The following is a 26,304-nucleotide window of genomic DNA, read 5'->3' as shown; positions in this document are numbered from 1 at the left end:
CGGTTGCCCATCGGATTTGGTCGGCAACCTACGATCGCCCCGCCCGCTCTGCCACGAGGGAGACCAAGCGGTCGTCGGACGCATCCTACTGACCGGCCCGGCGCCCCGCGCGGGGTGTGGCGGCGCGGCGGTTGCGACCGGGCTAAATCAGTGCGCCTGCGAGTTCGATCCCGCCAGCACCGCATGATCGTCGTCGTCCCACAGCAGCAGCTGCCGGACCGCCGGCCGCGAACCGTAAGGCCGCAGCATGGTGCTCGCCGGGCGCGGCCGCACCCGCTGCGGCCACCAGAACCACCGCCCGAGGATTTTTGCGACAGAGGGCGTCATGAACGAGCGCACGATCAGCGTGTCGAACAGCAAGCCGAGACCGATCGTCGTGCCGATCTGACCGAGAACCTGAAAACCGCTGAACACGAACGCACACATGGTCACGGCGAAGACGATGCCCGCCGAGGTGACCACCGACCCGGAGCCGGCCATCGCGCGGATGATGCCGGTGTTCAGGCCGGCATGAATTTCTTCCTTGAACCGCGAGATCAACAGCAGGTTGTAGTCGGATCCGACCGCCAGCAGCAGGATCACGGCAAGCGCGAGCACGACCCAATACAACTGGATGCCGAAGAGGTACTGCCACACCAGAACCGACAACCCGAACGAGGCGCCCAGCGACAGGGCGACGGTGCCCACGATGACGAGCGCGGCGATCAGACTGCGCGTGATGATCATCATGATCAACAGGATGAGACTCAGCGCGGCGAACGCCACGATCATCAGGTCGTACTTGGCGCCATCCTGGATGTCCTTGTACGTCGAGGCGGTCCCACCGAGATAGATCCCCGCGCCCGCCATCGGCGTGCCCTTCAGGGCCTCGCGCGCGGCCTTGGCCATCGGATCGATGTGCGAAATGCCCTCGGGCGTCGCGGGATCGCCTTCATGCGTGACGATCATGCGCGCGGCCTTACCGTCGGGTGACAGGAACAGTTTCAGCCCGCGCTTGAAATCGGGGTTGTTGAAAACGTCGGGCGGCAGGTAGAAGGTGTCGTCGTTCTTGGCGGCGTCGAAGGCCCGCCCCAACGCCGTCGCATTGTCGATCGCGGCCGCGGTCTGCGCGTAAATGCCGGACAGCGTCGCGTAATTGGCCAACGTCAGATCGCGGTTGGTCTGCTGGCTGTCGATCTGCGGAGGTATGAGCGCCACCAGTTTCGGCTGCAGCGCGTCGAGTTTGTCGAGCGAAGCCGTGAGGCCTTCGAACTTTTCGGTGAGTTGGTCAATGCCGTCGAGCGCGTCGAAGAGTGATCGGAAAGCAAAGCAGATCGGAATGTCGAAGCAATGCCTTTCCCAGTAGAAGTAACTCCGCACCGGCCGGAAGAAATCGTCGAAGTTGGCGATCTTGTCGCGCAGATCCTGAATTGTGCCGAGAGTGTCGTGAAAGCTTTGAGTTTCGTCGTGGGTGGTGTTGGCCAACTGCTGCTGCAGCTCGTACTGCTGCCTGAGGATGTTGATGGTTTTGTTCAGTTCATTGGCCTGCTTGAGCGCATCCTCGGCCCGATCTCGTTGATAGGTCAGGTTTTCCTGCTGCGCCGCGCTGGAATTGCTGACCACGAACGCGAGCGAGCTGTGGACCAGTGGGGTGCCCAACGGACGGGTGATGGTCTGCACCTGCGCGACGCCGGGAACGTGAAATACCGCCTTGGCCACCTTGTCCAGGACGAGCATGCTTTCCGGGTTACGCATGTCGTGGTCGGTCTCGACCATGAGCAATTCGGGCTCGAGCCGGGCCCGCGAGAAATGCTTCTCGGCGGCGGTGTAGCCCACATTGGCCGGCGCGCTGGCGGGCATGTAGGGACGAGTGTCGTAACTGGTCTTGTATCCGGGCAAGGCGATCAGACCGACCAGGGCCAGCGCGCAGGCCGCGGCGAGAACGGCACCGGGCCAGCGCACGATGGCGGTGCCGATCCGCCGCCAGCCGCGAGTTCTGACCGCGCGCTTGGGGTCGAAGATGCCCACCCTGGCGCCCAGGGTGAGGATCGCAGGCCCCAGGGTGAGCGCGGCGCACAGTGCGACGAGGATGCCCAGCGCGGCCGGAATACCCAAACTCTGGAAGTAGGGCAGCCGGGTGAAGCCCAGACAGGCGACCGCGCCGGCGACGGTCAGCCCCGATCCCAGCACGATATGGGTCGTGCCGTGATACATGGTGTAGAAAGCTCTTTCGCGGTCTTCACCGGTTCCGCGCGCTTCCTGGTAGCGGCCCACGAAAAATATCGCGTAGTCGGTGCCCGCGGCAATCACTAAGAGCGTCAACAGATTCGTCGCATACGTCGACAACCCGATGACGCCGGCGTTCCCGAGAAACGCGACCAGGCCCCGCGCGGCCGACATCTCGATCAGGACCGTGGCGAGCACCAGCAGCGTGGTGAGCACCGAACGGTAGACGAAAAACAGCATCAGGGCGATCACGCCGACGGTGATCATGGTGACCTTCGCGGTTCCCTTGCTGCCGACGTCGAACTGGTCGGAGATCAGTGGCGCCGCGCCGGTCACGTAGGCCTTGACGCCGGGCGGCGGCTTCATGCGCTCGACGATGTCGCGCAGCGCCCCGACGCCCTCGTTCGCCAACGCCGAGCCCTGATTGCCCGCGAGGTTCACCTGAACGTAAGCGGCCTTGCCGTCGCTGCTCTGCGACCCCGCCGCGGTCAGGGTGTCGCCCCAGTAGTCCTGGACATGCTCGACGTGCTTTTTGTCCTGCTCGAGCCGGCGGATCATCTCGTCGTAGAAACGGTGCGCGTCCGCGCCGAGCGGCTTGTCGCCTTCCAGCACGATCATGGCCGAGCTGTCGGTGTCGAACTCGTGAAACTTTTCACCGATGCGCTTGATGGCCTTGAGCGACGGGGCGTCGGGCGAGTTCAGCGCCACATTGTGCGTCTTGCCAACCTCTTCCAACTGCGGCACCGCGATGTTGGTGATCGCGGCCAGCGCCACCCAGAACAGCAGGATGGGCAATGCGAGCCGGCGGATGGTGCGCGGGACGCGGGCCCGCGACTGTTCGTGGTTGCTCATCGGGAATTCATCCAGACTTGTCGAGGCAGAAGGTGTAGGCGTCGGCTTTGTCAACGGTGCGTTGGTCTTTCACTTCCCCGTTGACGGTGATGCGGCAGCCAAGACTGTCTCCGTTGCCCTGCGCCACGACGTTGCCGATGACCGCGGGCTCCGTCGTGGTGATCGTGAACGACCACGGCAACGGGGCGTCCTTGACTTGCTGCGGCTGGGCGTTGACATCAAGGTAGTTGATGGTCGCGGTTGCGCCGGGCCTGCCAAAGACCTCGAGCACCACCTGCTTGGGGTTGAACGGGACGATCTCGTTGGCCAGACCGCTGTCGGCCGAGGTGCTGCTCTGGGAGCCGAAGATTCCGTGCAGGCGATAGATGGCGAAGCCTGCGAGCACGACGACCAGCACCGCAACCATCACCATCCACCCGCGCTTGACGAGGGCTGCCAACGAAATCCCCTTCACCCGTTCACCTTTCGATCATCGGGCGACACCGTCACCCCCGAACCGACGGCGGCAGCCGGCGGGCCGGGCGTGATCGACAGGTATGACAGTACGGTACGGGACCGTACTGTACAAGAGACGCGAGCGTACACATTCCGTCTCGGCGGATTAACCCGCCGTTACGCGGTGGTTCTGGTCAGACCCGGGATGAGGAACCCGTCGACGAGCGCTTGCACGGTGCGGCGGGTGGGTGGCCGGCCGGGGATGATGGACCGGAAGATGAGGTAGCCCGGCAGCAGGTCCCAGAGTTCGTCGGTGATGACTTCCTCGCTGATCTCACCGCGGTCGACTGCCTGATGCAGCACATGCTGAATCAGCGCCTTGCGCTGCTTGAGGAATTGCTCCTGCAAAGCGTCGTTGAGCGCCGGGTGCCGCGACACCTCGACCATCACCGCGCGAATGGTGCTGGCGTGCTCGGCGCCGTGCTGACCGCACGTCTCCCCCAGGCTCAACAGATCGCCTCGCAAAGTGCCGGTGTTCGGCGGAAGCGCGACCTGGCGGACGCCTTCGATGAAGGCGGCCAGGACCAATTCCGCCTTCGAAGGCCACCGCCGGTACACCGTGGCCTTGCTGGCGTGGGCGGCACCGGCCACGGCTTCGACGGTCAGTTGGTCATAGCCGTGTTCCTGCAGCAGCCGCAGGGTCACGGCCAGTATCTCGGCCTCGCGGGGTGACCACGGCGATGCCTGCGTGCACTCCTCGACCGTCTGCGTCATAGCGCCCACGATAGGACCGCTTCGGCGATGCGGGCCACTTTATGACCGGATGATGTTGAGCGCCTGCTCGATGTCGGCGACCAAATCGTCGGTGTCTTCGATGCCCAGCGAGATGCGCGCGAACCCGTCGGGGACGTGATCGCCCCAGCGTGCGCGGCGGTCCACCGAGGTGTGGAGGCCACCAAAGCTGGTGGACGCGATGAGCAGCTCGCTGTTGTCGATGAGGGTGTGGACCGCGGCGGCGTCGGCCAATTCGGCCGAGACCAGACCGCCGAACCTGCGCATCTGCGCCATGGCCACGCGATGCGCCGGGTCCTCGGCCAACCCCGGGTAGCGGACCGCACGGACCGCAGGGTGGCGGGCCAACATCGTCGCCACCGCCCGGGCGTTCTGGCATTGACGCTCGAAGCGCAGACCGGCACTTGCCAGGCTGCGCAACAGCAGCCAAGCCTCGAACCCGCCCAGAATCGCACCGGCGAGCAGTCGTTGGCGCTCCGCGCCTGCGAGCAACTCGGGATCGTTGGTGGCCACGTAGCCGGCCACCAGGTCGCTGTGACCGGACAACGCCTTGGTGGCGCTGGCCACCACCGCGTCCGCCCCCAGCGACAGCGGCTGCTGACCCAACGGGGTGGCGGCGGTGTTGTCGACGATCAAGCGTGCACCGCGGCCACGGCAGACGGTGGCCAACCGGTGCAGATCGATCACATCCAACGCCGGGTTGGTGGGAGTTTCGGCCAGCACCACGTCGGCGGCCGCGGCAGCGTCATACATCTGCGGGCTCGACGCCTCGATGACGGTCACACCCGCGGGCACCAGGTCTTCCCTGGCCAAGCGGCGCACTTGGTAGTAGCCGTCGGCGGGCACCACCAGAGCCGATCCCGGCGTCGCCAGCGCCCGCAGCACGGCGCCGATGGCCGCCATACCCGAGCCGAACACCAGCGCACCGGTCGCCCCTTCCAGCTCGGCGAGCGCCGACTCCGCTTGCCGCCAGGTGGGATTCGAGCTGCGGCCGTAGCTGTCCGACGCGCCGGTTTCGTCGCCGGACAGGTGGTAGGCGGCGGCCAGCACCGCCTGCGGCGCCACCGGTTGCCCCGAAATCGCCTGTGGGCTGGCCGCTTTGAGGCTGCGGGTGGAATCGCCGTAGCGACCGCTCATCGGCCTAGTCCGCCGGTGTTTCCGGCGGGCCCTCGGCCAACAGCTTCCGGAAGCCGTCCTCGTCGAGGACCGGCACGCCCAGCTCGATCGCCTTGTCGTACTTGGATCCCGGTGCGTCCCCGGCGACGACGAAGTCGGTCTTCTTCGACACCGAACCGGCGGCCTTCCCCCCGCGCGCGATGATCGCTTCCTTGGCGTCGTCGCGCGAGAAACCGGCGAGCGAACCGGTGACGACAATCGTCAGCCCTTCCAGCGTGCGGGGCACGGTGGCGTCGCGTTCGTCGGCCATCCGCACACCGGCGGCCCGCCACTTGTCGACGATCGCGCGGTGCCAGTCGACGGTGAACCACTCGGTGAGCGCGGCGGCGATCGTCGGTCCGACACCCTCGACCGCGGCCAGCCGCTCGGTGGACGCCGCCATGATCGCGTCCAAATCACCGAACTCGGTGGCCAGCGCGCGCGCGGCCGTCGGCCCGACATGCCGGATCGACAGCGCCACCAGGACACGCCACAGCGCCACCGATTTGGCCTTTTCGAGGTTGTCGAGCAGCCGCCTGCCGTTGGCGGACAACGCGCCGGCCTTGGTCCGGAAAAGCTCGGTGCGCAACAGGTCTTCCTCGGTGAGGGTGAACAGGTCACCCTCGTCGGCGATCACCCCGGCCTTCAGCAGCGCGATGGCCGCCTCGTAGCCCAGCCCCTCGATGTCGAACGCTCCCCTGCCCGCGACGTGAAAGACGCGCTCGCGCAGCTGCGCCGGGCAGGACCGGGCATTGGGGCAGCGGATGTCGGCGTCGCCCTCCTTGGCGGGCGCCAGCGTGGTTCCGCATTCGGGACACGTTGTCGGCATGACGAACTCGCGCTCGGACCCGTCCCGGAGGTCGACGACGGGGCCGAGCACCTCCGGGATCACGTCGCCCGCCTTGCGGATCATCACCGTGTCGCCGATCAGCACCCCCTTGCGCTTGACCTCGGCGGCGTTGTGCAGGGTGGCCAGCCCCACGGTCGATCCGGCCACCTTCACCGGCGTCATGAACGCGAATGGCGTGACGCGCCCGGTGCGTCCGACGTTCACCCGGATGTCGAGCAGCTTGGTCTGTGCCTCCTGGGGTGGATACTTGTACGCCACCGCCCAGCGCGGCGCGCGCGACGTCGTTCCCAGCCGGCGCTGCAGCGCAAAGTCATCGACTTTGACCACCACGCCGTCGATTTCGTGGTCGATGTCATAGCGGTGCTCACCCCAATACCCGATCCGATCCTCCACGGCGGCGAGGCCACGCACGCGCGCGGTCTCTTCGGCCACCGGCAGGCCCCAGGTTTTCAGCGCGGTGTAGGCCTCGTGCAGCGTCTTGGGCGCGAACCCGTCGGTGCGGCCGATGCCGTGACAGATCATTCGCAGCTTGCGCCGCGCGGTCACCGCTGGGTTCTTCTGCCGCAGCGAACCGGCCGCGCTGTTACGCGGATTGGCGAACGGCGCCTTGCCGTCCTCGACCAGGCTGGCGTTGAGCGCCTCGAAATCGGCGAGCATGAAGAAGACCTCGCCACGTACCTCGAGCACGGCGGGAAGTGGCAAATCGGCACCGGCGGTAAGCCGTTCGGGCACGTCGTCGATGGTGCGCGCATTGAGCGTCACGTCCTCACCGACCCGGCCGTCGCCGCGCGTGGCGGCCCGTTCCAGCCGGCCGTCGCGGTACACCAGCGACAACGCCACCCCGTCGATCTTGAGTTCGCACAAGTAATGCGGCTCACGGCCGATCTCATTCTCGACGCGGTTGCTCCAGGCGACCAGCTCGTCGCGGTCGAACACGTCGTCGAGGCTCAACATGCGCTCGAGGTGCGCGGCCTCGGTGAAGTCGGTGGCAAAGCCCGCCCCGCCGACCAGCTGCGTCGGCGAATCCGGAACCCGCAGCTCCGGGTAACGGTCCTCCAGCGCGACAAGGTCGTTGAACATCTTGTCGAATTCGGCGTCGGAGACGATCGGCGCGTCCTTGATGTAGTAGCGGAACTGGTGTTCGCGGACTTCATCGGCCAGTTCCTGCCACTGTCGCCGGACCTCGGGCGCCACCGAATCAGCTTCTGGTGAGCTCACCCTCGCAGGCTATCCGAGAATGCCGACACTCCCGACTCAGTCCTCCACGTATGCCCGCAGCCGGTCCACCGCCGCATCCCACCGGCGCGACAACGCGGTGAGGTAGTCACTGGCCTGGGCCAAGGGGGCCGTCCGCACCGCCCACACCCGCTCGCGCCCCCGCTTGCTGCTGGTCACCAAACCCGCCGACTCCAGCAGCTGCAGGTGTTTGCTGGCAGCCTGTCGGGTTACCGGGATGACGCCGGTGAGCTGCGATGTCGAGCTCGGGCCCAGATCGCAGAGCCGCACGATGATGCGCAGCCGGTTCGGATCACCGAGTGCGTCGAAGAGCGGCGCGCCCACGGCGACGCGACCACTCATTCGCGGGCTTCTTCCAGATACCTGCGCACCAGGCCCGCCTGGATAGCCCACCCCTGGGCGTTGGCCTCGAACGAGGACGGGCGGCGCGCTTCGGGAATGTCCTCGAATCCGGATTCGGTGATGGTGAGCAGCACGCCATCGGCAGCCTCCGACAGGGTGAACTCGACCAGCGTGGTCGGCTCTTGCTCGTAGTCGACGTCCGGGTCGACGGCGAAGGGATGCCAGCGATAGGCGAACCGCCGCTGCGGCTCGACCGCGACGATGTGCCAGGTGCTTTTCACCCCGGCGTGCGGCTCCTGACGTTTGGCGACCTCGTCGTCGACCGTGGTCGGGCTGATCACCGCGCCGACCGAAGTCCCGGCGACGAAGGGCCCGTCGAAGCGGACGCCGAACCAGCGGCCGAACTCGTCGGCGTCGCTGATGGCCCGCCATACCCGATCCAACGGTGCGTGCAGCACGACGCTCTTCTCGATCCTCATACGCAACCTCCTGGTTGCCTATTAGTCCATCACGCGACCAGAAAAAGCGCAACTTTTTGGTTGCCTATCAGATGGCGTCGGGGTCCTCGGCGAACGCCTCGGCCGCCTTGCGGGCCAGCTCGATCGCCAAACGGGCCCACTCGGGCGTCGCACCGGCCAGGCCACACGCCGGGGTGACGCCGATGCGGTCGCGCAACGCCGAACGAGCGAAGCCGAGCCGATCCGTCACCGCAACCAGCGCGGCGGCCACCTCCTCGGTCGACGGCCGACGTGGCGGTGCGTTGCCGGCAACCACTCCCAGCATCACCGTGCGGCCCGATTCGACGAAGGCGGCGATACCGTCGAGATCCGCCGCGCCCAATGTGTTGGCGTCCACCGATACCGCATTAAAGCTGCTGTCCTGCAACATCTTCCACGGCAGTTCCGGAGCGCAACTGTGCAATAGCACCTCGCCTCCGACCGTGGCGACACAAGTGTCGAGCAGGGCGGCGGCCACCGCTTCGTCGAGCGGCGCCACCGGGCTCAGCGCCGTCACACCGCCCAGCCGCCCGCCCAATGCCCGCGGCAGCGCCGGCTCGTCGAACTGCACCACCACCGGTGTTTCGAGGCGGCGGGCCAGCGCCGCGCGGTGGGCGGCGACGCCTTCGGCCAACGACGCCGCCAGATCGCGCACGGCGCCGGGGTCGGTGATGGCCCGGTGGCCATTGGTCAGCTCTAGCTCGGCGGCCAGCGTGATCGGCCCGGGAGCCTGCACCTTGACCACGCGGTCGCCACCGCCCAGGCCGGCTACCTCCCAGGCCTCTTCCAGCGCGTCCATGTCCTCGTCGAGGAGACTCACCGCGCGACGGACGACCGCCCCCGGCCGAGCGGCAACGCGATAGCCGCGCGGCACGATGTCGATGGCCACATCGATCAGCAGCGCGCCGGCCCGGCCGAGCATGTCGGCGCCGACTCCGCGGGCGGGCAGCTCGACAATGTGGGGCAGCCCGCCGGCCAGCTCCCCGACGACGACCTCGGCGGCCTCCCGGGGCTTGATGCCGGGCCACGACCCGATGCCACTGCCGATCGCGAAAACACTCACCCGCCCAACCGTATTCGACGCCACCTCAGACGCCCATGGCCAGGGGTGTCTGCCGCGCGGCCGCACGGGTAGGTTCGACGCCGGAAGGGTGCGAAACGTGTCGCGGATGGCGAGATTGGCACGCCCGCTGCTGTGCTGCGGGGCAGTGGCGCTGGCTGCCGCGTGCACCCGGGTGGTGGACGGCGCGGCGGTGGCCGGATTCGGTGCCCCGCACAGGTCCGTGCACGGCGTCAATGTCGACACGGTCCTGCTGGACCAGTCGCGGATGCGCGCGATCACCGGCGCCGGCGAGCACCTCACGATCATCCCCTCCATGGACGGCACCAGCCTGGTTGACATCGACGCGCTCGCCGACACCACGCCGCACGAATGCCGATTCATCTACGCCGAGACGGCGACGTTCGGGCCCGAGGTCGAAGAGTTCCACAAGACGACCTTCCAGGACCCGCCCGACGGCGCGCTGATTTCTGAAGGGGCCGCGGCCTACCGGGACGTCGACACCGCACAGCGCGCGTTCGGCGCGTTGGTGACCACGGTCCGGGACTGCGCGAACGACTCGTCGGGCCAGCAATACGTCGGCGACTGGAAGGCCGACGCCGGTTCGCTGCACCTGCGGCCCGGTGGCTGCGGCCGCGACTACCGGCTGCGTTCGGTGGCCATTCTGGAGGTCACGTTCTGCGGCTTTGCGCAATCGGTGTCCGACATCGTGATGACGAACATCGTCGCGAACGTGCCGAACTAGCGCGCGGTGGCGGCGATGATGGCGCTGCCGAGCACCTCGTCACCGCCCGGGTCGGGGCGGTACAGCACCAGCGTCTGACCGCACGCGACTCCGCGAAGGGGGGCGCGCAACCGCACGACCAGCTCGTCGCCGACCAATTCCGCTACGGCACCTACAGTTTCACCGTGCGCCCGCACCTGCACCACGCACTCGACGGGACCAGACGGCGGCCGTCCCGCGGTGAAGACCGGCTCACGCCCGCGCAACTCGCGCACGTCGAGGTCGGCCGCCTCCCCTACCCGCACGGTCGCGGTGTCTGCGTCGATGGCCGTCACGTAGCGCGGGCGGCCGTCGGGCCCCGGCCCGGCGATGCCCAAGCCTTTGCGCTGGCCGATGGTGAAGCCGTGCACCCCATCGTGCTCGGCGAGCACAGCGCCGTCGGCGCCGACGACGGTGCCGCGGCGGACCGCGATGCGCTCGCCCAGGAATGCCCTGGTATTCCCGGACGGGATGAAGCAGATGTCGTGGCTGTCCGGCTTTTCCGCGACCGCGAGGCCGCGACGGGCGGCCTCGGCGCGGATCTGCGCCTTGGGGGTGTCGCCGATCGGGAACGTGGCGTGGCGCAGCTGCTCGGCGGTCAGCACGGCCAGCACGTAGGACTGGTCCTTGTCGCAGTCGACCGCGCGGCGCAGCCGCCCGCCGGACAGCCTGGCGTAGTGGCCGGTGGCCACCGTGTCGAAGCCCAGCGCGAGGGCTTTCGCCGACAGCGCCGAGAACTTGATCCGCTGGTTGCACCGCACACAGGGGTTGGGCGTTTCGCCGCGCGCGTACGACGAGACGAAGTCGTCGATCACGTCGGCCTGAAATCTCTCGGCGAAATCCCAGACGTAAAAAGGGATTCCGAGGACGTCAGCGACGCGGCTCGCGTCCGAGGCGTCTTCCTTGGAACAGCACCCGCGCGAGCCGGTGCGCAACGTGCCGGGCGCGGTCGACAGTGCCAGGTGCACGCCGACCACGTCGTGCCCGGCGTCGACCATGCGGGCGGCGGCGACAGACGAGTCGACGCCACCGCTCATCGCGGCGAGTACCTTCACTTAAGGAGCCCCCGCGGCGGCCAGTGCGGCCCGGCGGGCGCGGTCCACCGCCGCGGGCAGCACCTGTAACACCGCATCGACATCGGAATCAACGCTGGTGTGCCCCAACGAAAGTCGCAGGGACCCGCGGGCACTTGTCGGGTCGGCCCCCATCGCGAGCAACACGTGCGACGGCTGCGCGACGCCGGCGGTGCACGCAGACCCGGTCGAACACTCGATTCCGTTGGCGTCCAACAGCATCAACAGCGCGTCGCCTTCACAACCGCGGAAGGTGAAGTGCGCGTTGCCGGGCAACCGCAGCGGGTCGCGGGCACCGTTGAGGCCGACGTCCTCGATGCCGGTCAGCACCCCGTCGATCAGGCGATCGCGCAACGCCCGCAGCCGCGCGCTATTCGTTTCGAGGCTGTCCACCGCGATGCGGGCCGCGGCCGCCATGCCGACCGCGCCGGCGACATCGGCGGTGCCGGAGCGAATGTCTCGCTCCTGTCCGCCCCCGTGCGCCAGCGGGACACATGCCACGTCGCGGCGCAGCAGCAGCGCACCCACGCCCGGAGGACCGCCGAATTTATGCGCGGCCACGCTCATCGCCGAGAGCCCGCTGGCGGCGAAGGCCACCGGCAGCTGCCCCACCGCCTGTACGGCGTCGCTGTGCATCGGAACCCCGAATTCGGCCGCGACCGCGGCGAGCTCGGCGGCCGGCATGACGGTGCCGACCTCGTTGTTGGCCCACATCACCGACACCAGCGCGACGTCGTCATGGCTGCGCAGCGCCTCACGCAGCGCGGTCGCCGACACCGATCCGTCGGCACCGGTCGGCAGCCAGGTCACCTCGGCGCCTTCGTGTTCGACGAGCCAGTTCACCGAGTCCAGGACGGCGTGGTGTTCCACCTCGCTGGTGATGATGCGCCGACGGCTTGGTTCGGCGTCGCGGCGGGCCCAGTAGATGCCCTTGACCGCCAGGTTGTCGCTTTCGGTCCCGCCCGCGGTGAAGATGACCTCGGACGGACGCGCGCCCAGCCGGTCGGCGATCAGCTCGCGGGATTCCTCGATGCGCCGCCGCGCCGTCCGGCCGCTGGTGTGCAGCGAGGAGGCGTTGCCGACAGTGCCGAGCACCGCCGTCATCGCCTCGACGGCGGCGGGGTGCATCGGCGTGGTGGCCGCGTGATCCAGGTAGACCATGACGCGACCCACGATACCGGCAGGTCCGAGGGCCTCCGGAGCCCACTACTCTGTTAGGAGGCCACCAGCACGGGCCCGTGCCCGGCGGGCCGGGTCGCTCGCGCGCCCACCACCGACTGGCAGCGGCGCGCCAGGGCTCGCCGATCGGTCCCCGGGAGCTGCAGAGATTCGACGTGCACCCGCGCCAGCGTCCGTCGCACGGTCAGCAGCCGGCGGATGGACCCCACGAGGGTCTCGTCGCCGACGAAGGCCGGCACGGTCGAGACGCTGCCGTCGGCGTGGTGGTAGGTGAGTCGAAGCGGCTGCACCGGACGGCCGGCGTCGATCGCGGCCTGGAACATCGCGGGATAGAAAGCCCCGCCGTCCCGACCACACCAGGTGGTGCCCTCCGGGAAGCACACGACCGTCTGGCCGCCGCTCAGCCGGCGGGCGACGGTGTCCACCACCGCGGGCAGCCGGCGCAGACTGGACCGCTCGATCGGGATGATTTTCAGGATGCGGGCCACGATCCCGGTGGCGGGCCCGGTGAACATGTCGGCCCGCGCGACGAACGACCCGGGCAACACCGAGCCGATGGCGAAGACGTCGAGCCAGGACATGTGCGGGCTGACCACCAATACCCCGCTCAGGTTGCGAATCGGGCTGCCGGTGACCGTGATCCGGATGCCGAAGCAGCGCAACACCATCCGGCAGTAGATGCGCTGCACCCGCGTCCGCCCGGGCAGGGGCATCGCCAGCAGCGCCACCCCCGGCGCCAGCACTAGCGCCAGCATGAGGCGAAGCGTCACCCGCAGCGCGACCAACAGCGGCCGCGAGGCCGCCACCTCGCCGAGACGCACACAACCGGCGTCACACGTTGCGCGCGGGAGCCAGGAGTGCGCGCCGGCCGCGGAAGCGTTCATCGGTCGCCGCCGGCCATTTGCGAGGCCGCCGATACGGACCGGAGGCGTTTCAGATATCGGGTATCGGCGCGCCCCTTGTCGAGTAGGACGCAGAAATCACCCACCCCGAAGTCGGGGTCGTGCGCGGGCTCGCCACACACCTGGGCACCCAGCCGCAGGTAACCGCGCATCAGCGCCGGGACCGACGGGCGCGCGGGCGCCGGGATGTCGTCGAGGGCCGTCCCGTCGACGATCACCGGGCGGTGCGGACGCACCCGGTACTGCGCCGGTGCGGCGTGCCGGCTCAGGATGAAGTCGCGGACGCCGCGCAGCTGACGGCCCGGGGCCCGATTCTCCGGATCGTCGGAATCACCGCAGACCGGCACCGACACGCAGCCGGTCACGTAGTCGTAGCCGTAGCGGTCCAGGTAGGCCAGGATGCCCGCCCACATCAGCAGCACGACGCCGCCGTTGCGGTGGCCCTCGCGCACCACCGCGCGTCCCATCTCCACCAGCGACGGCCGGAGCGGGTCGAAAGCACGGATATCGAACTCCGTAGCGGTGTAGAGGCCCCCGGCCGCGATAGCGCCCGCGGGCGCCAGCATGCGGTAGCAGCCCACCAGTTCGCCGGTGCTGTCGTCGCGGACCAGGAGGTGGTCGCAGTGCTCGTCGAACCTGTCGACGTCGCGTCGGTCGTGGTTGTTCGTCGGCAGCGCGAAGCCGGGGGTGCTGGAAAAGACGTCGTACCGGAGCCGCTGCGCCGCCTCGATCATGCTGGCGTCGGTGGACAGCAAGAGCGAGTAGCGGGGCCCGGCGGGCGGGCCGGCCGCCGGGCGTTCCGGTTTGTCACTGGGTATGAGGACAGAAGCGATGCTCATGACACACAACGTGGCCGAGCCGATGAGCTAGTCGGCATCGGGGCTGTGACATGTCGGTGCACGTCAGATGACGAACTGTGGCGGAAACGGGGGCAAGGAAACAGCTGGTCAACGGCTGGGAAAACAATTGTCTAGCCGGCCGTCACCGACCGCATCCGGGGTCAGGGATTCTGCAGCGGCGCGCTCCAGCGCACCCGGGTGCCGCCCCCGGCAGGACTGGTGATCGCGCAATCGCCGCCAAGGTCTTTGGCGTGGCGGGCGATCTCGTCCAGGCCACCGTAGGAGTGATCCAAGGCGGCGCCGCGCCCGTCGTCGGTGATCTCGATGAGCAACTCATCGGTGACGGTGACCTCGACGGCGATGGTCGCGGCGCGCGAGTGGCGCACCGCATTGCTGAGCGCTTCGCTGACGACGGCTTCGGCGTGTTCGGCGAGTTCGTCGCTCACCGCGGTCATCGTCCCCGCCATGCGCAGCGTCGTTCCCTCGTTAACTTCGTCGGTGAGGCGCCCGAACGCGTCCTGGACGCGCTCGGCGAAACTGCGCCGTCGCGCCGGCGGGTGCTGCAGATCGAAGACCGTGCACCGGATGTCGCCGATGACGGCCTGCAACTCGTCGACGGATTGGGCCACCCGCGCCGCGAGTTGCGGTGAGCGGAGGCGGCCGACGACTCCCTGCAGTTCCATGCCTACGGCGAAGACGCGACTGATGACCTGGTCGTGCAGATCTCGGGCGATGCGTTCCCGGTCGACCAACACGCTCAAGTCCCTCGCGTTGCGTCGTTCGGTGGCCAGCGTGAGGACGATCGCGGCGTGATCGGCGAAGTCGCGAACGAGGTCGAGATGCTCTTCGTCGAAGGGAGCCGCGTCGGTGTTGCGCGCCACCACGATCACGCCCAGCGTCTGCTGGTCGGATCGAAGCGGCACCAAGATCGCGGGTCGCTCGCCGACGTCGGTGAATGCCGGGATGGGTCGGCGGAACGTCTCGGTGAGCAGGGGGCGGCCGGACCGGAATACGTCGCCCGTGGTGGATCCCCGGACCGGAACCTCTTGTCCCACAACCTCCTTGGCGTGCAGGCCGACCGCCGCGGACACCACCAAACGGTCTACGTCATCGCTGGGTTGATCCGGGTCGACCGGCACCAGGACGATCGCCTGCTCGGCGTCCGTCAGCTCTGCTGCGCGTTCGGCGATCAGTTGCAGCGGCGGCAGATCCGGGTGCGACTCCGAGAGCAGGGCGGTGCTGATCTCGCGGCTCGCGTCGGTCCATCGGGCACCCGCGCGGACCCGGTCAAACAGCCGGGCGTTGTCGATGGCCACCGATGCCGCCGACGCCAGTGCCCGCAACGTGATCTCGTCGGCCTCGCTGAAGGCGCGCCCGGGCCGGTCGTCGGTGACATACAGGCTGCCGAACACCGCGCCGCGGATGATGACGGGCATGCCCAGGAAGGCGCCCATGGGTGGGTGGTGCTCGGGGAACCCAACGGCGGCCGGATGTTCGGACAACTGCGCCAGGCGCAGCGGCTCGGTGCGGTCGCGGAGGGCGCCCAGCACCCCTTTGCCCACCGGCAGATGACCGACCAGCCGCACCGTGTCGGAATCCATACCGCTGTGCACAAAGGATGCCAAAAGCCCCTCCGGGCCCCATACCCCGATCGCTCCGTAACGGGCGCCGGTCATGCCGATCGCGGCGGCCACGATGCGGTGCAATATCGCGTCCAGTTCAAGATCGGAGCCGATCTCGATCGCTACTTGCAGCAGTTGTGCCATCTGTTGACGGTCGGCAACCAACTCGTCGAGCTGCTCATGCATCCGGCTGAGATAATCGGGGCGGCGCAGCCTAAAAGCCGATTTACCCTCGTCTTCGCGCATGTCTCGACCTTCCCCGACTGACGCCCGGCGGCCGGAAAGATAGTCGAAGCCCCAGCTGAAAAAAATGTTTGCTGGGCTGGGCAAGTCACCGTCTGGGGGTGGAGTCTTTTTACTAGAAAACCCACTGTATCAGTTAAAAGTGCGGGCTGCCCCAATATTGCTATGCGTTACGTATAGCCGTAACCTGCCGTTATGGCTGCGTGCCGCTTGCAGTGTTGGGAGTGCGGCACGGCCTTCTACGGTCGCGCCGACGCACACTATTGCAGCGGGGCGTGCCGACAGAGATCCCACCGCGCCATCGCCCGACGCCGTGCCGCCGATAAGGTCGTGCCCCTACCCGGCTTGGCAGGCGCCATCGCGCGGGCGCGACGAGCCCGCGAGTCGGCCCGCGCCGCCCGCGAACGTGCCATAGCCACCTGCGGCGCAGCGTCGGCAGCCGTCGCCTCGGTGATCCGTCCGACCGATGACGAAGACCGCGGTGAGCCGGCTCGCCCCAGTGATGACCGATAGCGACTTGGTAAAGCGCTACCACCCGCGCTATCGAATTCGGCGATCGGTCAATGGTTCCGTTGGTGCGCAAGAGCCCCCGACACGTTTGTGTCGGGGGCTCTTGGGCTAAGCGACTCAGCCCTTGCGTGCCTTGATGGCGTCGGTCAGCTGCGGAGCAACCTTGAACAGGTCTCCCACCACGCCGTAGTCGGCGATCTCGAAGATGGGCGCCTCTTCGTCCTTGTTGACCGCGACGATGGTCTTGGACGTCTGCATGCCCGCGCGGTGCTGGATGGCTCCGGAGATGCCCAGCGCGATGTAGAGCTGCGGCGACACCGTCTTGCCGGTCTGGCCGACCTGGAACTGGCCCGGGTAGTAGCCGGAGTCGACCGCGGCGCGCGACGCGCCGACGGCGCCACCCAGCGAGTCGGCCAGGGCCTCGACCACGCTGAAGTTCTCCGCGCTGCCGACCCCGCGACCACCGGACACCACGATGGTGGCCTCGGTGAGCTCCGGCCGGTCACCGGCGACCGCCGGTTCGCGGGCGGTGATCTTGGTGGCGTTCTCGGCGGGCGCGGGCACCTCGACGGTCACCTGCTCGCCGGCGCCGGCCTGCGGCTCGGCGTCGACGGCGCCACCGCGCACCGTGATGACCGGGGTATCGCCGTTGACCTGCGACTCGACGGTGAACGCCCCACCAAAGATGGAGTGCACCGCCTTGTTGCCTTCCTGGACGCCGACCACGTCGACCAGCAGGCCGGATCCGATCCGGGCGGCGAGGCGGCCCGCGATCTCCTTGCCGTCCGCGTTGGCGGAGAGCAGGACGGCGGCGGGCGCGTTCGACTCGGCCAGCGCGGCCAGCACGTCGACCACCGGCGTGATCAGGTAGTTCTCGGCGTCGTCGGACTCGGCGACGTAGATCTTGGCGGCGCCCGCCTCCTTCAACCCGTCGACCAGCGGCGCGGCCGTTCCGGGCTTGCCGACTACGACGGCGGCCGGATCGCCCAGCGCGCGGGCGGCGGTGATCAACTCGGAAGTGACTTTTTTCAGTGCGCCTTCGGCGTGCTCAACGAGCACCAAAACTTCAGCCATGGTTTCTTCGCTCTTCTCGTCTGTGGGTTGGGTGCTCGTCTAGATGATCTTCTGGCCGACCAGGTACTGGGAGATCTGGTTACCGCCCTCACCCTCGTCGGTGACCTTCTCACCCGCGGTCTTCGGCGGCTTCGGCGTCGACGACAGCACCGTCGACCCGGCGTTGGCAAGCCCGACCTCGTCGCTTTCGACGCCGATCTCGGCGAGGGTCAGCACCGTGACCTCTTTCTTCTTCGCGGCCATGATGCCCTTGAAGGACGGGAATCGCGGCTCGTTGATCTTCTCGGTCACACTCACCACAGCGGGCAACGACGCCTCGAGCGTGAACAGGCCGTCGTCGGTCTCGCGTTCGCCGGTGATCTTGCCGCCCTCGATGGACAGCTTGCGCAGGTGGGTCAGCTGCGGCAGGCCCAGGTACTCGGCGATGATGGCCGGCACGGCGCCGCCGGAGCCGTCGGTGGACTCGTTACCGGCGATGACGAGCTCGGTGCCCTCGATGGTGCCCAGCGCGCGCGCCAGCGCCCAGGCGGTTTGCACCACGCAGGAGCCGCGCATGCCGTCGTCCTTGAGGTGGACGGCCTTGTCGGCGCCCATCGACAGCGCCTTGCGGATCGCCTCGGTGGCGCGTTCGGGGCCCGCGGTCAGCACGGTCACCGAACCGTCGCCGCCCTCCCGCTCGCGGATCTGCAAGGCCTCTTCGACGGCGCGCTCGTTGATCTCGTCCAGCACCGCGTCGGCAGCCTCGCGGTCCAGCGTGTAATCGCCGTCGTTCAGCTTGCGCTCCGACCAGGTGTCTGGGACCTGCTTGATCAGGACCACGATGTTCGTCATGAGTGTGGTTCGTCCTCCTATTGAAGGAGCCTCGCAGCAGTCGACCACGAGACTTTCAGTACGCGTTTAGCAGCGCACGGTCGTGTTACTACTCGGTAACTTTGTGCAGCCTGCATTCACACCATAGCGGGTCGTACTGCACGTTCTTGCGGCATGTCTACCGTCGGCAACCGGGGGCTCCCCGCTCCCGGTTCGCGAATCCGACACTTCGCGTTAGCCTGCCTATGCGATGAGCGCAACCGTCCCCGACGTCCCCCGACGCAGCCCCGGCGATCCCTCGCCGTCGGCTGACCCCGTGCTGACGTTGACGGGCGAGCGCACCATCCCGGATCTGGACGTCGAAAACTACTGGTTTCGCCGCCACCAGGTGGTTTACCAGCGACTGGCGGGACGCTGCGCGGGCCGCGAGGTGCTCGAGGCCGGCTGCGGAGAGGGGTACGGCGCCGACCTGATCGCCGGCGTCGCGCGCCGGGTCGTGGCCGTGGATTACGACGAGGCCGCGGTGGACCACGTGCGCGCGCGCTACCCGCGGGTGGAGGTGCTGCGGGCGAACCTGGCCGAGCTCCCGCTGCCCGGCGCGTCGGTGGATATTGTGGTCAACTTCCAAGTCATCGAGCACCTGTGGGATCAGCCACAATTCGTGGCCGAGTGCGCGCGGGTGCTGCGGCGCTGCGGGTTGCTGATGGTGTCCACACCCAACCGGATCACCTTCTCCCCCGGCCGCGACACCCCGATCAACCCGTTTCACACCCGCGAACTCAACGCCGGCGAGCTGACGGAGTTGCTGGTGGACGCGGGCTTTCGCGAGGTGTCGGTCAGCGGGTTGTTCCACGGTCCGCGGCTGCGGGAGATGGACGCGCGCCACGGCGGCTCCATCATCGACGCGCAGATCCAGCGGGCGGTGGCCGGGGCGCCCTGGCCGCCGGAGCTTCAGGCGGACGTCGCCGCGGTGACGTGTGACGACTTCGAGATCCTGGACAGCGGCCGCCGTGACATCGACGACAGCCTGGATCTGATCGCAATCGCGGTAGCGCCGTGAGTAATTCGCACGACCGGGTGCCCGGCATGTTCACCCTGGTCCTGCACACCCACCTGCCGTGGCTGGCGCATCATGGGCGGTGGCCGGTCGGCGAGGAGTGGCTCTACCAATCCTGGGCGGCGGCCTATCTGCCGCTGATGCGGGTGCTGACCACGCTGGCAGACGAGGACCGCCAGGGGCTGGTCACGCTCGGCGTCACTCCGGTGGTCAACGCGCAGCTCGACGACCCCTACTGCCTCGACGGCATGCATCACTGGCTGGCCAACTGGCGACTGCGGGCGGCCGAGGCCGCCAGCGTGCGGTCCAATCCCCGTTCGAAGTCCGCGGGCTTCTTGTCGTGCGCGCCGGAAGCGTTGCGCGACTTGGGTATTCGCGAATGCGCCGAGGCGGATCAGGCGCTGAACGAATTTGCCACCCACTGGCGGCACGGCGGTAGCCCACTGTTGCGGGGCCTGATCGACGCCGGCACCGTGGAGTTGCTCGGCGGCCCGCTGGCCCACCCGTTCCAACCGCTGCTCGCGCCGCGGCTGCGCGAGTTCGCCCTGCGCGAAGGGCTGGCCGATCCGCAGCAGCGGATGGCGCACCGCCCGAGCGGAATCTGGGCGCCCGAATGCGCCTACGCGCCCGGCATGGAGCACGACTACGCCGCCGCGGGTGTCACCCACTTCATGGTCGACGGGCCGTCGCTGCACGGCGATACCGCGCTGGGCCGGCCGGTCGGCGACACCGACGTGGTCGCGTTCGGGCGCGACCTGCAGGTCAGCTATCGGGTGTGGTCACCGAAATCGGGCTACCCGGGGCACGCCGCCTACCGCGACTTCCACACCTACGACCACCTCACCGGGCTCAAGCCGGCGCGGGTGACCGGCCGCAACGTGCCCTCGGAGGCCAAGGCGCCCTACGATCCCGAGCGCGCCGACCAAGCGGTCGACAGCCATGTCGCCGACTTCGTCGAGGTGGTCCGCAACCGGCTGACGAGCGAATCCGAGCGGATCGGGCGGCCCGCCCACGTGGTCGCCGCCTTCGACACCGAACTGTTCGGCCACTGGTGGTACGAGGGCCCCACGTGGCTGCAGCGGGTGCTGCGCGAGCTGCCCGCCGCCGGCGTGCGGGTGGGGACGTTGAACGACGCCATCGCGGACGGATTCGTCGGGCGCGCAGTGCAATTGCCACCCAGCTCGTGGGGTTCGGGCAAGGGCTGGCAGGTGTGGGCCGGCGACAAGGTGGCCGACCTCGTCCAGCTCAACAACGAAGTGGTCGACATGGCGCTCAGCACCGTCGACAAGGCGCTGTCGCAACGGGCGTCGCTGGACGGGCCGCTCCCCCGCGACCACGTCGCCGACCAGATCCTGCGCGAGACCCTGCTCACCGTCTCCAGCGACTGGCCGTTCATGGTGAGTAAGGACTCGGCCGCCGACTACGCGCGGTACCGCGCCCACTTGCATGCCCACGCCACCCGCGAGATCGCGGGCGCGCTGGCGTCCGGCCGGCGTGACGCCGCCGGGCGGCTGGCCGACGGATGGAACCGCGCCGATGGACTTTTCGGCGCGCTGGACGCGCGCAGGCTGCCCCGATGAGCGGGGCGACACCGTGAAAGTCCTGATGGTGTCGTGGGAGTACCCACCGGTGGTGATCGGCGGGCTCGGCCGGCACGTGCATCACCTATCGACCGCGCTGGCCGCCGCCGGCCACGAGGTCGTCGTGCTGTCCCGCCAGCCCACGGGCACCGACCCCAGCACGCACCCGTCGTCCGACGAGGTGGTCGACGGTGTCCGGGTGATCGCGGCCGCCCAGGATCCGCACGAATTCTCTTTCGGCGCCGACATGATGGCGTGGACGCTGGCGATGGGCCATTCCATGATCCGCGCGGGGCTGTCGCTGAAGAAGCGGGGCACCACCCGGTCGTGGCGTCCGGACGTCGTGCACGCGCACGACTGGCTGGTGGCTCATCCCGCGATCACACTCGCCCAGTACTACGACGTGCCAATGGTTTCCACCATTCACGCCACCGAGGCCGGACGGCATTCCGGCTGGATCTCCGGCGCCATCAGTCGTCAGGTGCACGCCCTGGAATCGTGGTTGGTGCGCGAATCCGATTCGCTGATCACGTGTTCGGCGTCAATGGGCGACGAGATCACCGAACTGTTCGGTCCGGGCCTGGCCGGAATAACGGTCATCCGCAACGGTATCGACGCCGCGCGCTGGCCGTTCGCCGAGCGGCGAGCGCGCACCGGTCCCGCCGAACTGCTCTACCTCGGGCGGCTGGAGTACGAGAAGGGCGTGCACGACGTCATCGCCGCCCTGCCGCGGATCAGGCGCAGCCATCCCGGGACCACATTGACCATCGCCGGCGAGGGCACCCAACAGGAGTGGCTCGTCGACCAAGCCCGAAAGAACCGCGTGCTCAAGGCAATTCGGTTCGCCGGGCACCTCGACCATGCCGAGCTGCTCGCGGTGCTGCATCGGGCCGACGTCGCGGTGCTGCCCAGCCACTACGAGCCGTTTGGGATCGTCGCGCTGGAGGCCGCCGCGGCGGGCACTCCGCTCGTGACGTCGAACATCGGCGGCCTGGGCGAGGCGGTGATCAACGGCCGGACCGGGGTGTCTTGCGCGCCCCGCGATATCACCGCGCTGGCCTCGGCCGTGCGGATCGTGCTCGACGATCCGGCTGCCGCTCAGCGCCGCGCCCGCGCCGCCCGCGAGCGACTCACCTCAGACTTCGACTGGAAGACCGTGGCCGGCGAGACCGCCCAGGTGTATCTGGCGGCCAAGCGCGCCGAGCGGCAGCCGCAGCCGCGCATGCCCATCATCGAGAACCCCCTGCCGAACCGCTAGCCTGTAGTATGGGGTTGGAATATTCGAGCGTGGTCGACGCGCCGATCGCCGACGTCTTCGCCTGGCACGCCCGGCGGGGCGCGTTCGCTCGGCTCTCGCCGCCGTGGCAGCCGATGCGACTGGTCACCGAGGCCTCGTCGCTGAAGGACGGTCGGGCGACGCTGGCGCTACCGGGCGGCCTGCGCTGGGTCGCCGTCCACCAGGCGGCGGGTTACGACCCGCCGCGGCGCTTCGTCGACGCGATCGGTGGCGACGGCCTGGCCGCGCTGCCGGCACGAATGGCAGTGCGCTGGCGGCACACCCACGACTTCGAAGACGTCGGCGACGGCCGCACCCGGGTCATCGACCGGGTGGACACGCCCGTGCCCGAGTCGTTGCTGCGCCCCATGTTCACCTACCGGCACCGTCAGCTGGCCGACGATCTGGCCGCGCACCGGCTGGCCGCCGACAACGGGCTGGCTCCGGCGACGGTCGCGATCACCGGAGCGTCCGGGCTGGTGGGTTCGGCGTTGACCGCGTTTCTGAGCACCGGCGGCCATCGCGTCGTCCGGTTGGTTCGCCACGCCCCGCGGACCGACGACGAGCGGCAGTGGGATCCCGACGACCCCGACCCGGCACTGTTCGACGGTGTGGACGCCGTCATCCATCTCGCGGGCGCCTCGATCGCCGGCCGGTTCACCGAGAAGCATCGACATGCCATCCGCGACAGCAGGATTGACCCGACCCGCCGGCTGGCTGAAGCTGTGGGCCGCGGCCCACAGCGGCCGGACGTGTTCATCTCGGCTTCGGCGATCGGGTACTACGGATACGACCGCGGTGATGACATCCTGACCGAGGACAGCGACCGCGGCGACGGCTTTCTCGCCGATGTCGTGGCGGATTGGGAGGCGGCGACCGCACCCGCGGCACAGGCCGGGGTGCGGTTGGTGCAGGTGCGCACCGGCATCGTGCAATCCCCGCGCGGCGGAACGTTGAAGCTGATGCGTCCGTTGTTCAGCGCCGGCCTGGGCGGCCGGCTCGGCGACGGCAGGCAATGGCTCTCGTGGATCGGGATCGACGACCTGGTCGACATCTACCACCGCGCCCTATGGGACGAAGCACTGGCGGGACCCGTGAACGCCGTTGCCCCTCAACCGGTTCGCAACAGCGAATACACCGCCACCCTGGCTCACGTCGTGCACCGGCCCGCGGTGTTGCCGGTGCCGTCGCTGGGGCCTCGGCTGCTGCTCGGCGAGCAGCGCGCCCGCGAGCTCGCGTGCGCCAATCAGCGAGTGGCCCCGCAAAAGCTGACTGCCGCCGGGCACCGGTTTCGCCAGCCAGACCTCGACCAAGCCCTGCGTCACCTGCTCGGGCGCACCGGCTGAGGACTAGGACCTCCCGCATTTGGGCCTGATCAAGCCCGATCCGCTCACCTAAATGGTTCAATTTCTTAATGATCTCCGGTGCGCTGGTCCGGCGCGCCCGTCGCACCAGCGCGGCCGCAATGTGCGTCGCCGCGGTGGCCGCCGTGCTGCTTGGCCCGCGCCAGGCCGGCGCCGAATCCACGGAAGCGGACAGCACGACCGACGTCGCATGCGCGACCGAGACCCGGGCGGTTCCGACGACATGGTATTTCCCGAGCACGCCGCCGGTGGGATTGGTCTGGCTGCAGCACGGCTTCGTCGAGGGCGCGAAGGTCTGGTCCACCTTCGCCGCCGAGCTCGCCGGCAGCGGATACCTCGTGCTGGCCACCAAGCTGCCCACCGTCAACCCCTTCGGCTGCACCGTGGAGCACCTCATTGACAACACCGGCTTCCTGAACAACATCGCCGATGTCTTTGCCCACAAAGACGATCCGACTGGCGCGTTGGCGTCATCCTTCGCGATGGCGGCCGCCAAGGCCGGCCGGTCTGTCATCCCGCTACCCGACAAGTTGGTTTTCGTGGGGCATTCGGCAGGGGCCGAGGCCGTCGAATACGTCGCCGAGCGCCTGCACACGGCTTATCCGGACACCTTCGCCCAAATGCGCGGCATCGTCAGCGAAGACGGCGTCAAGTCGTTCCTCGGATCCAACACCGACCAAGCGCTGGCAGGTTTGGCGGGCACCACGCTGCCTATCTACGCCACGGCGTCGCCCCATCTGCTGTGCAACTTTTTCCAACTCGGTACGAAGGCGATCGAACGGTTCCTGTCGGACCGGACATTTCATGGGGTGAAGATCGTCACCGGCGCGCACGGCGACGCGCTGGGACCGTCGTCGCCGGCGTACGAAAACCTGGTGTGCGGTCGTCCGAAGCCGGGCAATGTCGCGGCGGTATGGGGCCTCACGCGGGGCTGGATCGCCGATATGTTCGCGGGGACCCTGACACCCGATTTCTACCCGGGCGGAAGCTACTACAACGAACTCTTGACGGACGGCACCATCAGCACGCTGCCGTGACGGGGTGCGGCGCCGATGCGCTTGGACACGGCGCCGCCCCCTAGTTCGCGTCTCGGCCGCGACGGCTCCGCCGATAAGCCCGGGCCCGCAGGTCGGCGAGCCACCGCGGGTGCAGGCTCAGGCCGGGAGGAGTGTTGATGACGGGATCAAACGATACGTCCCCCGCCCGTTCGGGATCGATGACACCGGTCAGCGCGAGCCGGCCCAGTGGCGTGAAATCGCCTGTACCACAAGCCTGATCGAGTGACACCTCGATTTTGTCATGGTCGAGCCGGTTGCGGACGCTGTTCAGCGAGAGGCCGGGGCCGTCGATCTCGCTCACGATCCGGGCCCTGAGCCACCAGTTGTCCCCCTGATAGTGCAGCGGCATCAGGGTGGTCAGAGTCTGACCGCTCCAGGAGATGGCCGGCCGCAGTGCCAGCGCGCGGGACAGCACCCCCGAGCCCGAGGAGACGAGCAGGATGTCCCATGGCCCGGGAGCCTGCTGCGGCGTTGACCGGAAGGCCAGGCCGATGAAGTCCGGCAAGGCGCCCGGGGTGCCGCTGGCCTTGGACACCCGCGCGACAATCTCGGACGACGATATGGGCAGCCCCTGACCGGGGGGCGCGACCCGTTCGAGGAAGCCTTCCGCCAGCACCCCGATGGGATGGAACAACCGTTTTCCCCGGATAGCGGAGCCCCACTGGAAGGGCGCCGCGACAAGATCGGAAACATTCACCGGCGGCGGGTTCCCGTTTCCCGCCGAAGAAAACGCGCTCGGACGGTTGCCTTCAGGCGAGCTTCAAGAGTCCAGAGCGGTCACGCGATCACCCGATGTCCGATCATGCGCGCTTCACCGGGCAATTGTTGCTGCTGATTCTGTGAGCGACCGTCGATGTAGACCTGCTGCATGACTGCCTGCCACGACTCGATCTCGGGCACCGATCCCCAAATCCCCTCGAACAACCCCACGATCACGGCCCGGTTGTCGTCCGTCAGCGCATAAACGGGGCCGCCGAAGTCACGGCTGTCCACGGCGACGTCTTCAATGATGAAGCGGCCATCGCTGACGGAGCTGATCGATCCGCACCGCTGGCCGTCCGCCCGGCGGAACTGGCACACCGGCAGGCCGGGTTGCGCGCGCAGGCCGGGCGACGACGTCAGCTGCCGGCCAGTCGGCAACACGTCCGAGGCCGTCACGGTCGCACCAAGCCCAATGACCTCGTATTCGACGGGCAGCATCGCGCCGTTCGCCGCCGTGTCGTCGGCGGCCTGGCGGCGCGCGAGCACCACCGTTCCGACCGGGTTTCCGTCCCGGTCGGTGACTTCCGACGTTCCACTCTCGCATTGGCCGCTGGTCACCGCGACCCGCAACCGGGGCTCAACCAGGCCGACCATGCAAACCGTGCCACCTTGCCGGATCTCCATACCGGGAAACACCGTGACGGCCGGATCGGCGGTCGCCGAGCCCGGGGATCCGACGACCATCAACGCGAACGCGAACACGATCGCCAGGCGACCGCACCGGCAGCTGACCGCTTCCATTGGGCCACACCACCCCTCACGTAAGTC

At 68.4% G+C, this 26,304-nt stretch carries 23 protein-coding genes; 6 read left to right on the top strand and 17 right to left on the bottom strand.

Going from position 1 to position 26,304, the window contains the following annotated elements:
- Positions 1-147: 147 nt before the first annotated feature.
- From A5756_RS12210 to A5756_RS12175, 8 genes are all read right to left on the bottom strand, one after another.
- The gene (locus tag A5756_RS12210; RefSeq protein WP_066952457.1) at positions 148-3,057 is read right to left on the bottom strand and encodes an RND family transporter; all 2,910 of its coding nucleotides are present in this window, start codon (positions 3,055-3,057) and stop codon (positions 148-150) included.
- Positions 3,058-3,064: 7 nt separating this feature from the next.
- Positions 3,065-3,511: an MmpS family transport accessory protein gene (locus tag A5756_RS12205; RefSeq protein ID WP_197505510.1), complete on the bottom strand. Its 447-nt coding sequence runs from the start codon at positions 3,509-3,511 to the stop codon at positions 3,065-3,067.
- Positions 3,512-3,669: 158 nt separating this feature from the next.
- A complete protein-coding gene (locus A5756_RS12200; protein ID WP_066952455.1) occupies positions 3,670-4,266 on the bottom strand; it encodes a TetR/AcrR family transcriptional regulator in 597 nt (198 codons plus the stop codon).
- Positions 4,267-4,305: 39 nt separating this feature from the next.
- Positions 4,306-5,421 carry a cystathionine gamma-lyase gene (locus A5756_RS12195; protein WP_066952453.1) on the bottom strand — a complete coding sequence of 372 codons (1,116 nt, stop codon included), beginning with the start codon at positions 5,419-5,421 and terminating at the stop codon, positions 4,306-4,308.
- A 4-nt stretch (positions 5,422-5,425) separates the two neighbouring features.
- A complete protein-coding gene (ligA, locus tag A5756_RS12190) occupies positions 5,426-7,507 on the bottom strand; it encodes an NAD-dependent DNA ligase LigA (protein WP_066952451.1) in 2,082 nt (693 codons plus the stop codon).
- A 36-nt stretch (positions 7,508-7,543) separates the two neighbouring features.
- On the bottom strand, positions 7,544-7,867 hold the full coding sequence (locus A5756_RS12185) for a helix-turn-helix transcriptional regulator (RefSeq protein WP_066952449.1): 324 nt from the start codon (positions 7,865-7,867) through the stop codon (positions 7,544-7,546).
- Positions 7,864-8,346, bottom strand: coding sequence for an SRPBCC family protein (locus A5756_RS12180; protein ID WP_066952447.1), 483 nt, complete (start codon positions 8,344-8,346; stop codon positions 7,864-7,866). The genes A5756_RS12185 and A5756_RS12180 overlap by 4 nt, the downstream gene beginning before the upstream one ends.
- Before the next feature lie 67 nt (positions 8,347-8,413).
- Positions 8,414-9,427, bottom strand: coding sequence for a methionine synthase (locus A5756_RS12175; RefSeq protein WP_066952445.1), 1,014 nt, complete (start codon positions 9,425-9,427; stop codon positions 8,414-8,416).
- Between the two features lie 106 nt (positions 9,428-9,533).
- Here A5756_RS12175 and A5756_RS12170 point away from each other — a divergent pair, with 106 nt between their 5' ends.
- Positions 9,534-10,169 (top strand): sensor domain-containing protein, encoded by a 636-nt coding sequence (locus tag A5756_RS12170; RefSeq protein WP_066952443.1) that lies wholly within the window; start codon positions 9,534-9,536, stop codon positions 10,167-10,169.
- On the opposite strand, the gene mnmA is transcribed toward A5756_RS12170, so the two are convergent.
- The 7 genes from mnmA to A5756_RS12135 form a co-directional block, all read right to left on the bottom strand.
- Positions 10,166-11,242 (bottom strand): tRNA 2-thiouridine(34) synthase MnmA, encoded by a 1,077-nt coding sequence (gene mnmA, locus A5756_RS12165; protein ID WP_066952441.1) that lies wholly within the window; start codon positions 11,240-11,242, stop codon positions 10,166-10,168. The two genes, A5756_RS12170 and mnmA, sit on opposite strands and share 4 nt — an antisense overlap.
- Complete coding sequence (locus A5756_RS12160) at positions 11,243-12,421, bottom strand: cysteine desulfurase family protein (protein ID WP_066952439.1); 1,179 nt, start codon at positions 12,419-12,421, stop codon at positions 11,243-11,245.
- Between the two features lie 53 nt (positions 12,422-12,474).
- Positions 12,475-13,323, bottom strand: coding sequence for a 1-acyl-sn-glycerol-3-phosphate acyltransferase (locus A5756_RS12155; protein ID WP_066952438.1), 849 nt, complete (start codon positions 13,321-13,323; stop codon positions 12,475-12,477).
- The gene (locus A5756_RS12150; protein WP_066952436.1) at positions 13,320-14,180 is read right to left on the bottom strand and encodes a GNAT family N-acetyltransferase; all 861 of its coding nucleotides are present in this window, start codon (positions 14,178-14,180) and stop codon (positions 13,320-13,322) included. Before A5756_RS12150 ends, A5756_RS12155 begins: the two co-directional genes overlap by 4 nt.
- Before the next feature lie 161 nt (positions 14,181-14,341).
- Positions 14,342-16,048 carry a GAF domain-containing protein gene (locus A5756_RS12145; protein ID WP_066952435.1) on the bottom strand — a complete coding sequence of 569 codons (1,707 nt, stop codon included), beginning with the start codon at positions 16,046-16,048 and terminating at the stop codon, positions 14,342-14,344.
- Between the two features lie 624 nt (positions 16,049-16,672).
- On the bottom strand, positions 16,673-17,629 hold the full coding sequence (locus tag A5756_RS12140; RefSeq protein ID WP_066952434.1) for an electron transfer flavoprotein subunit alpha/FixB family protein: 957 nt from the start codon (positions 17,627-17,629) through the stop codon (positions 16,673-16,675).
- A 39-nt stretch (positions 17,630-17,668) separates the two neighbouring features.
- On the bottom strand, positions 17,669-18,460 hold the full coding sequence (locus tag A5756_RS12135) for an electron transfer flavoprotein subunit beta/FixA family protein (RefSeq protein WP_066952432.1): 792 nt from the start codon (positions 18,458-18,460) through the stop codon (positions 17,669-17,671).
- A gap of 229 nt (positions 18,461-18,689) precedes the next feature.
- Between A5756_RS12135 and A5756_RS12130 the strand changes: the two genes are divergently transcribed.
- The 5 genes from A5756_RS12130 to A5756_RS12110 all read left to right on the top strand — a co-directional run bounded on the left by A5756_RS12130 (position 18,690) and on the right by A5756_RS12110 (position 24,753).
- Complete coding sequence (locus A5756_RS12130) at positions 18,690-19,499, top strand: bifunctional 2-polyprenyl-6-hydroxyphenol methylase/3-demethylubiquinol 3-O-methyltransferase UbiG (RefSeq protein ID WP_066952430.1); 810 nt, start codon at positions 18,690-18,692, stop codon at positions 19,497-19,499.
- A 26-nt stretch (positions 19,500-19,525) separates the two neighbouring features.
- On the top strand, positions 19,526-21,076 hold the full coding sequence (locus A5756_RS12125; RefSeq protein WP_156659471.1) for a glycoside hydrolase family 57 protein: 1,551 nt from the start codon (positions 19,526-19,528) through the stop codon (positions 21,074-21,076).
- A 13-nt stretch (positions 21,077-21,089) separates the two neighbouring features.
- Positions 21,090-22,334, top strand: coding sequence for a glycosyltransferase family 4 protein (locus A5756_RS12120; RefSeq protein WP_066952680.1), 1,245 nt, complete (start codon positions 21,090-21,092; stop codon positions 22,332-22,334).
- Positions 22,335-22,342: 8 nt separating this feature from the next.
- Complete coding sequence (locus A5756_RS12115; RefSeq protein WP_066952426.1) at positions 22,343-23,698, top strand: TIGR01777 family oxidoreductase; 1,356 nt, start codon at positions 22,343-22,345, stop codon at positions 23,696-23,698.
- Positions 23,699-23,766: 68 nt separating this feature from the next.
- Positions 23,767-24,753, top strand: coding sequence for a hypothetical protein (locus A5756_RS12110; protein ID WP_066952424.1), 987 nt, complete (start codon positions 23,767-23,769; stop codon positions 24,751-24,753).
- Between the two features lie 40 nt (positions 24,754-24,793).
- Here the strand turns inward: A5756_RS12110 and A5756_RS12105 are convergent, their stop codons facing one another.
- Entirely contained in the window at positions 24,794-25,471 is a 678-nt protein-coding gene (locus tag A5756_RS12105; RefSeq protein WP_066952422.1) for a phosphodiesterase, read from the bottom strand.
- Between the two features lie 80 nt (positions 25,472-25,551).
- Positions 25,552-26,277, bottom strand: coding sequence for a hypothetical protein (locus A5756_RS12100; protein ID WP_066952420.1), 726 nt, complete (start codon positions 26,275-26,277; stop codon positions 25,552-25,554).
- Positions 26,278-26,304: the final 27 nt, after the last annotated feature.

This window comes from Mycobacterium sp. 852002-53434_SCH5985345 (assembly GCF_001667155.1).
In the GTDB taxonomy this organism is placed as follows: domain Bacteria; phylum Actinomycetota; class Actinomycetes; order Mycobacteriales; family Mycobacteriaceae; genus Mycobacterium.
This window is presented reverse-complemented; position numbering and strand designations above follow the sequence as displayed.